The sequence below is a fragment of the Micromonospora echinofusca genome (assembly GCF_017614955.1).
Lineage (GTDB): Bacteria > Actinomycetota > Actinomycetes > Mycobacteriales > Micromonosporaceae > Micromonospora > Micromonospora echinofusca_A.
The window spans coordinates 1-4,975 of sequence record NZ_WVUH01000442.1 but is presented as its reverse complement, the minus strand read 5'-3'; the positions used below and the strand labels follow the sequence as shown (position 1 = coordinate 4,975).

1 protein-coding gene is annotated in these 4,975 nt (G+C 73.3%); it reads left to right on the top strand.

What is annotated here, in order from left to right; genetic code table 11:
- Positions 1 to 4,975 (top strand): SDR family NAD(P)-dependent oxidoreductase (locus GSF22_RS30490; RefSeq protein ID WP_208817368.1); only part of this gene is annotated, 4,975 nt, incomplete at both ends.

The following is a 4,975-nucleotide window of genomic DNA, read 5'->3' as shown; positions in this document are numbered from 1 at the left end:
GAACTCGCGTTGCACGCGGGGCACCGGGTCGGTTGCGACACGCTGGACGAGTTGACCCTCCAGGCGCCGCTGGTGCTGCCCGCGACCGGTGCGGTGCACGTGCAGATCACCGTCGGCGAAGCCGACGAGGACGGCCGCCGTTCCGTGGCGGTGCACTCGTCCCCGGAGAACCCGAACCTCGGCGGCCAGTACGCCGAGTGGACCACGCACGCCGTCGGGGTGCTGGCGCCGAGCGCCGTTCCCGCCGTACCGCTGACGGAGTGGCCACCCACGGACGCCGAGCCGATCGCGGTCGACGGCCACTATCCGCAGCTCGCCGAGGTGGGCCTCCAGTACGGCCCGGTGTTCCAGGGCCTGCGGGCCGCCTGGCGTTCCGGTGACGACATCTACGCCGAGGTGCAGCTCCCCGAGGCGGCCAGCGAGGAGGCGCAGGCGTTCGGCCTGCACCCGGCGCTGCTCGACGCCGCCCAGCACGCCATCGGCCTGAACGGCTCCGGCGAAGGTGGCGCGCTGCTGCCGTTCACCTTCGCCGGGGTGGGCCTGCACGCCACCGGCGCCAGCGCCCTGCGGGTGCGGATCAGCCCCAGCGGGTCGGACGGGGTGACCCTGGTCGCCGCCGACGCTGCCGGTGCCCCGGTGGTCACCGTCTCCACGCTGACCCTGCGTACGGTCACCGCCGACGCGTTCAAGGCCGCCCAGCCGAGTTTCCACGAGTCGCTCTTCCAGGTGGACTGGTCGCCCCTGCCGGTCGGCAGCCCGGCCACCGACGGGCCGCACGGGGTCACCCTCGGCGACGTCGACCTGACCGGGGTGGACCTGCGCCGGTGCGCCGACCTGTCCGAGGCGGCCGGTCTGGAGACCGTCCCCGAGCTGGTCTTCGTCGACCTCCGTTCGACAACGGTCGAGTTGGACGCCGCTGCGGTACGCGCGGCGACGAACCGGGTACTCGCCCTGGTGCAGGAGTTCCTGGCCGCCCCGGAACTGGCTCAGTCCCGGCTGGTACTGCTCACCCGGGGCGCGGTCGCCCCGCTGGCCGGTACCACACCGGAGGACCTGGCCGCCTCGGCGGTCTGGGGCCTGGTCCGCTCGGCGAAGTCCGAGAACCCGGACCGGCTGATCCTGGTCGACCTGGACGGCGCCGAGGAGTCGGCGCGTACCCTGCCGGCGGCCCTCGCCACCGGCGAACCGGAACTGGCCCTGCGGGCCGGCAAGGTGTTCGTGCCCCGCCTCGGCCGGGTCGGCGCGCAGGCCGCGCTGACCCCGCCGGCCGGGGTGGCGCAGTGGCGGCTGGACACCACCGCCAAGGGCAGCCTGGACGGGCTGTCCCTCATTCCGTGGCCGGCCGCCGGAGAGCCCCTCGTGCCAGGCCAGGTACGCGTCGCGATGCGCGCCGCCGGTCTGAACTTCCGCGACGTGCTCGACGCGCTCGGCATGTACCCGGGTGACGCCGGCCTGATGGGCTTCGAAGGCGCCGGTGTGGTGGTCGAGGTCGGCGAGGGCGTCACCGACCTCGCCCCCGGCGACGGGGTGATGGGCATGCTCGACGGTGCCTTCGGTCCCTACGCCACCGCCGACCGGCGGATGCTCAGCCGGATCCCGGACCACTGGACGTTCGCCGAGGCCGCCGCCGCGCCGGTGGTCTTCACCACCGCCTACTACGCGCTGGTCGACCTGGCCGGGCTGAAGTCCGGTGAGTCCGTCCTGGTGCACGCCGCTGCCGGCGGCGTCGGCTCGGCCGCCGTACAGATCGCCCGGCACCTGGGCGCCGAGGTGTTCGGTACGGCGAGCCGGGGCAAGTGGGGTGCGCTGCGTCGGGCCGGTCTGGTGGACGAGCGGATCGGGGACTCCCGGACCACCGGGTTCGAGGAGAAGTTCTCCGCCGTGACCGACGGTCGGGGCATGGACGTGGTGCTCGACTGCCTGGCCGGTGAGTTCGTGGACGCGTCGCTGCGGCTGCTGCCGCGTGGCGGCCGGTTCGTCGAGATGGGCAAGCTCGACATCCGCGACCCGGAGACCGTCGCCGCCGACCATCCGGGCGTGCGGTACCAGGCGTTCGACGTCGCCGACGCCGGCCCGGACCGGCTGCGGGAGATCCTCGCCGAGCTGCTGGCCCTCTTCGAGGCGGGCGCGCTGCGGCCCCTGCCGATCACCACCTGGGATGTGCGGCGGGCACCGGAGGCGTTCCGGCACCTGTCGCAGGCCAAGCAGGTCGGCAAGGTCGTCCTCACCATCCCGCGTGGGTTCGACGCCGACGGTACGGTGCTGCTGACCGGTGCGACCGGTGCACTGGGTCGACTGGTGGCCCGGTACCTGGTCAGCGTGCACGGGGTGCGGCATCTGCTGCTGGTGTCCCGCCGGGGTGCGGATGCCCCGGGCGCGGCCGGGTTGGCCGACGAGCTGACCGTCCTGGGCGCGTCGGTTACCTTCGCCGCCTGCGACGTGGCGGACCGGGCCGGTCTCGCCGCCGTCCTCGACGCGATCCCGGCGGCACACCCGCTGACCGCCGTCGTCCACACCGCCGGTGTGGTCGACGACGGGGTGATCAGCGCGCTGAACGAGGAACGGATCGACCGGGTGTTCGCGCCCAAGGTCGACGCCGCGCTCAACCTGCACGAACTGACCCGCGACCGGGACCTGTCGGCGTTCGTCCTGTTCTCCTCGGCGGCCGGCACCTTCGGCAACCCCGGACAGGGCAACTACTCGGCGGCGAACGCGTTCCTCGACGCGCTCGCCCAGTCCCGCATGGTCGCCGGCCTGCCCGCCACCACCCTGGCCTGGGGCCCGTGGGCCGAGGCCGACGGCATGACCGGTGGACTCAGCGACGCCGACCGGGGCCGGATGGAGCGGGAAGGTTTCCGCCTGCTCGCCGGCCACGAGGGCATGGCCCTCATCGACACCGCGCAGACCACCGGGCAGGCCCTGCTGCTGCCCATGCACCTCGACACCGCCGTCCTCGCCCCGCACGCCAACGAACTGCCGGCGATGTTCCGGGGCCTGGTCCGGGCCCCGGCCCGACGGGCGGCCTCCGCAGCCCGGGGTGGCGCCGACTCGCTGACCCGCAAGCTCGCCGGGCTGAGCGAGGACGACCGGGAACAGCTCCTGCTCGATTTGGTACGCACCAGCGTGGCCGGGGTGCTCGGCTTCGCCGGCCCGGAGATGATCGACCAGAACCGCAGCTTCAACGAGATCGGCTTCGACTCGCTGACCGCCGTGGAACTGCGTAACCGGCTCAACTCGGCGACCGGGCTGCGCCTGCCCGCCACCCTGGTCTTCGACTACCCGACCCCGACGACCCTGGTGTCGTACCTGCGGGACGAACTGGTCGGCTCGCTGCCGGCGGCCGGCGGCCCGGCGGTGCGGGTACTCAGCGACGACGAGCCGATCGCGATCGTCGGGATGGCCTGCCGGTTCCCCGGGGGCATCTCCTCCCCGGAGGAGTTGTGGCGGATGCTCGTCGAGGGCCGGGACGGCATGTCCACGTTCCCGGTCGACCGGGGCTGGGACGTCGAGGCGCTGTACGACCCGGAGCTGTCCCGCCCCGGCACCACGTACACCATCGACGGCGGGTTCCTGCACGAAGCCGGTGACTTCGACGCCGAGTTCTTCGGCATCTCGCCCCGTGAGGCGATGGCGATGGACCCGCAGCAGCGGCTGCTGCTGGAGGCGTCCTGGGAGGCGTTCGAGTCGGCCGGGATCGATCCGGTCGCGCTGCGGGGCAGCGACACCGGTGTCTACGCCGGCATGATCTACCACGACTACGGCACCCGGCTCGCCGCCGTGCCGGACGGGGTGGAGGGCTTCCTCGGCACCGGCACGTCGGCGGGTGTGTTCACCGGTCGGGTGTCGTACGCGCTCGGACTGGAGGGCCCGGCGGTCACCGTCGACACCGCCTGCTCGTCGTCGCTGGTCGCGCTGCACATGGCCGTCCAGTCCCTGCGTTCGGGCGAGTGCTCCCTCGCGCTCGCCGGTGGCGTGACCGTCATGTCCACCCCCAACGCGTTCGTCGACTTCAGCAAGCAGAACGGGTTGGCCCGCAACGGCCGGTGCAAGGCGTTCGCGGCGGGCGCGGACGGCACCGGTTGGGGTGAGGGGGTCGGCGTACTCCTCGTGGAGCGGCTCTCCGATGCGCGGCGCAACGGGCACCAGGTGCTCGCCATCGTCAAGGGCTCCGCACTGAACCAGGACGGCGCCTCCAACGGCCTGACCGCCCCGAACGGTCCGTCGCAGCAGCGGGTGATCCGCGCCGCGCTCGCCGACGCCGGAATCACCGCCGCCGACGTGGACGTGGTGGAGGCGCACGGTACGGGCACCACCCTCGGTGACCCGATCGAGGCGCAGGCCCTGCTCGCCACGTACGGGCAGGCGCACTCCGGGGACACTCCGCTCTGGTTGGGCTCGCTCAAGTCGAACATCGGGCACACCCAGGCCGCCGCCGGGGTCGCCGGCATCATCAAGATGGTCCAGGCGATGCGGTACGGGCTGCTGCCGCAGACGCTGCACGTGGACGCGCCGTCGCCGCACATCGACTGGTCGGCCGGGGCGGTCGAACTGCTCACCGAGCCGCGTGAGTGGCCGCAGGCCGACCGCCCCCGCCGTGCCGGTGTCTCCTCGTTCGGCTTCTCCGGCACCAACGCCCACGTGATCCTGGAGCAGGCTCCCGTCGAGGCGGAGCAGGTGCCGGCGGTCGACGACCAGTCCCCGGCCGACGGGGTGCTGCCGTGGCTGCTGTCCGCGAAGACCCCGGACGGGGTACGCGCCCAGGCGGCGAAGCTGCACGCCTTCCTCGACGGTCGGGACGACCTGACCGCCCGGGATGTCGCCCGTTCGCTGGTGGTGACCCGCTCGCAGTTCGAGTACCGGTCGGTGGTGGCCGGTCGGGACGTCGCCGAGTTGCGGGACGGTCTGGCGGCGTTGGCGGACGGTGCCGGGGTGACCCACCGGGCGGTGCCGGGCCGGTTGGGTGCGTTGTTCACGG